This is a genomic window from Mesorhizobium sp. M7A.F.Ca.CA.004.12.1.1 (genome assembly GCF_003997835.1).
Lineage (GTDB): Bacteria > Pseudomonadota > Alphaproteobacteria > Rhizobiales > Rhizobiaceae > Mesorhizobium.
Map to the genome: position 1 here is coordinate 1 of NZ_RZRK01000620.1, position 3685 is coordinate 3685.

The window sequence follows — 3685 nt, forward strand, 5'->3', positions numbered from 1 at the left end:
GTGCGCACGGGCTTGGTCATCGTCGGAAACAGCGAGGCGGCAAGAATTGCCGCCGCCAGCGCGAACGGCACGTTGATGAAGAAGATCCAGCGCCAGGAAATGTAGGTGGTCAGCGCGCCCCCGACGAGCGGACCGACCAACGGTCCGGACTGGCCGGCCAGCGAGATGTACATGTTGATCTTCAGCGTTCGGCTGCGCGGAAAGGTCGACAGGATGACGACCTGGCCGAGCGTGCCCATCAAGGCACCGCCAAAGCCTTGCAGCGCGCGGGCGCCGACCAGCATCCAGATGTTGTCGGACAGCCCGCAGAGCGCCGACGAGGCGGCGAACACCAGCAAGGCAAAGCAGTAGACGTTGCGCAGGCCGAAGCGATCGGCGGCCCAGCCGCCAAGCGGCATCGAGATGATCAGGCTGGCGACATAGACGGTAATCAAGAGGCCGAGCTGGCTGGGCGGACGGCCGAGGCTTTCGCTGATGCCCGGCAGCGCGGTCACCACGACATTCTGGTCGAGGCTGGTCATGAACACGCCGCAGGCGACCGTCAGCGGCAGCAGGAGCAAGGCTCTGGCCGGCACATCGGCGCGATCCGTGGCGCCGGCGGATAGTTCTGCGGTCATGGAGATGTTCGAACCAAACGAATGTGCCGACTCTTGAAGAAGGGATTTCATATCCCTCGGGCCGGTTGGGCGGCCACGTTTTCGCACCATGGGCGCCGGCGGCCAGATTCTCTAGCGGCAGAAGCGGCTGGCGTTGATGCCAGATGTGGGCAACGCGGCCATCCGGCCGCGCCGCCTACTGCACCTCGTAGCCGACTTCCTCGCTGGCATGGCAGAGCGCCTTCCAGAACGAGCGTGCAAACGAGCGGAAGACATAGATGTCGAACTGGTCGGCGCTGGTGCGCTGGATCTGGGCGAAGATGTCGTGATGGGTGGTCGAGCGGCCGGCTCCAACAGGAAAGGCCGGCAGCGCGAAATCGATGGCGAAGAATTTCGCCAGCACCCATTCGGCCTTCGGCCCGGCAATGCGGATGGCGGTGCGGCCGTGCGAGAGGTCGGTCACAGTGCCAATGGCGGGGGTCACCACCTTGGCAAAGGCCGCAGCCAGGCCTTCGGCTTCATCGGCAACGGTGAACTTTCCCGGCGCGAAGCCGAACACCGATTTCACGCCATCGCTCAAGCCGCCGCCGGCGCCATCGGGCAGGGCAAGCCCGGTGACGGTGCGGACGGCTGCTATCAGCTTCTTCTCCTCGCCGGGCCACGCGGCGAGCTGCACGATCGAGCCCGGCCTTGTCTCGGTCAGGATGATCTCGACGCCGTGCTCGAAATTGCCGTGCGAGCCGACATGGAATTCAGGCTCAAGCGGCGACAAGGGTTCGGGTGATTGGCGCTCAACCATGCATGCGGCTCCCGTCCGGATCGAAGAAGTGGTTGGAGACGATCTCGACCGGTCCAAACCGGTTGCGCAAGGGATCGGAGACATGAGCGCGCGTGCCCTGCAGTGCCTTGCCGCCCTTGACCAGCGCCAGCGCGATATGCCTGCCGAGCGCCGGTGAATAGCAGCAGGCGGTGATGTGACCGATCGAGCCGTGCGGATTGGCCTCGTCAACCTCCTCGACGATGTGCGCGCCGCCATTGAACGGTAGGTTGTCGAGGGCGATCAGGCCGACCAGTTCCAGGCGGTCCGACGCGATCAGGCCTTCGCGGTCCATCATCGCCGAGCCGATGAACGGCTTCTTCTTCGACAGCATCCAGTCGAGATGCAGGTCGCGCGCCGTGGTGCGGCCGTCGATCTCGGCGCCGGTGACATGGCCTTTTTCGATGCGCATGGTGCCCAGCGCCTCGAGCCCGTAGGTGACCAGCCCGAACGGTTTGCCGGCCTCGACAAGCGCTTCCCAGACATGGGTGCCGTGGCCGGCGCCGGAATAGACTTCGAACGCCATTTCGCCGGAGAAGGACAGCCGGCAGATCATCACCGGCACGCCTGCTATCTCGCCGCGCACGAGGCCCATGAAGGGCAAGGTGGCATTGTCGACTGCGGTGCCGGTGACACAAGAGGCGAGGATCTGCCTGGCCTTCGGCCCGCCGATCGCGGCCCCCGCCCATTCGTCGGTCACCGAGGTGACGTGGACTTTCAGCTCCGGCCAGATCACGTCGAGGAAATATTCCAGATGCTGCATCACCTTGCCGGCATTGGCGGTGGTGGTGGTCATCAGGAAGTCCTGCTCGCCGAGCCGCCAGGTGGTGCCGTCGTCGAAGGCTAGGCCGTCCTCGCGCAGCATCAGACCGTAGCGGGCCTTGCCGACGGCCAGCGTCGAAAACATGTTGGTGTAGACGCGGTCGAGGAATGCGGCGGCGTCGGGGCCTTGCACGGCAATCTTGCCCAATGTCGAGACATCGACGATCCCGGCGCTTTCGCGTGTCGCCTTGGCTTCGCGCACATAGGCCTGCTCGACCGTTTCGCCTGCATGGCCGTAGATCATCGGGCGATACCAGAGGCCCGCTGAATACATGGTCGCGCCGTTGGCCAGATGCCAATCATGCATCGGGGTCAATCGTTCGGGCTTGAGATCGCCAAAACGTTCCGCCGCCAGCGAGCCGATCGACACCGGCGCAAAGGGCGGCCGGAAGCGCGTCGTGCCGACTTCGGGGATGGGCTTGCCCAGGGCTTCGGCCATGATGGCAAGGCCGGGCACGTTGGAGCTCTTGCCCTGGTCGGTCGCCATGCCGAGCGTGGTGTAGCGTTTCAGATGCTCGACCGAGACAAAGCCTTCCCGGTGCGCCAGCCGCACGTCCTCTGCCGTCACGTCGTGCTGGAAGTCGACAAAGCTCTTGCCCTTGGCCCTGATCTCGAACACCGGTGCCGGATCAGGATCGCCGGGCACGGCTTCCACCGCCGGCAATACAGAAGGCGCGCTGGGGCCACCGGCTGCGGCAAGGCCCGCGGCGCGGCCTTCGGCGATGGCTTCGGCGGTGGAGAAACTGCCGGTGAAGGCGCCGGCGCCGATCCAGCTCTGTGTTGGCTTCGGCGGCAGGAAGGCCTGCCGCGCGGCATTCCATTCCGCCTTGGCGCCGGCCTGGCTGGCCAGATGGATGGTCGGCGACCAGCCGCCGGACATCAGCAGGCAATCGGCGTGGATACTGCGGGCATCGCCGATGAGCGTGCCGTTGGCCATATCGAAGCGTTGCAGTTTGAGGCCGGACAGCGCCTTTCCACCTTCGGTGGCGACGACGGCATGGCCAGCGAAGATCTCGGCCTCGGCTTCCGCGGCCAGCTTGCGCATCTCCGGCGAAAGTTCCGGCCTGACATCGGCGATGGCGACGACCGCGGCACCGGCCTTCTTCAAGGCGACGGCCGCCCGATAGGCGCTGTCATTGTTGGTGAACAGCGCGATCCGCTCGCCCGGCAGCACGCCGAATTCGTTGGCATAGCGCTCGGCTGCATGCGCCAGCATCACGCCTGGCCGGTCATTGCCGGGGAACACGAGCGGCCGCTCGAACGCACCGGTGGCCAGGACCACGGATTTGGCACGGATCGCCCAATAGCGATGGCGCGGCTCGCCCTTGCCTGGCTGATCCTTGTGATCGCTGACCCGTTCCAGCGCGGCAAGCGTGTTGTTGTCGTAATAACCCCACACTGTGGTGCGCGGTAAAAGCCGGACATTGTCGCGGCCTGCGAGCTGGGCGAC

The 3685-nt window shown here is 65.5% G+C and carries 3 protein-coding genes; all 3 read right to left on the reverse strand.

Translation table 11 applies throughout. The features are described from left to right. Positions 1-617 (reverse strand): MFS transporter (locus tag EN984_RS26290; protein WP_127384056.1); only part of this gene is annotated, 617 nt, incomplete at its 3' end. 175 nt (positions 618-792) lie between these two features. Then, a complete protein-coding gene (locus tag EN984_RS26295) occupies positions 793-1395 on the reverse strand; it encodes a sarcosine oxidase subunit gamma (protein WP_127270665.1) in 603 nt (200 codons plus the stop codon). Continuing rightward, positions 1388-3685 (reverse strand): glycine cleavage T C-terminal barrel domain-containing protein (locus EN984_RS26300; protein WP_127384057.1); only part of this gene is annotated, 2298 nt, incomplete at its 5' end. The genes EN984_RS26300 and EN984_RS26295, both read right to left, overlap by 8 nt.

Coding starts and splice junctions, on each gene's coding strand:
- EN984_RS26295 (WP_127270665.1), bottom strand. CDS start 1,395: ATGGTTGAGCGCCAATCACCCGAACCCTTGTCGCCGCTTGAGCCTGAA.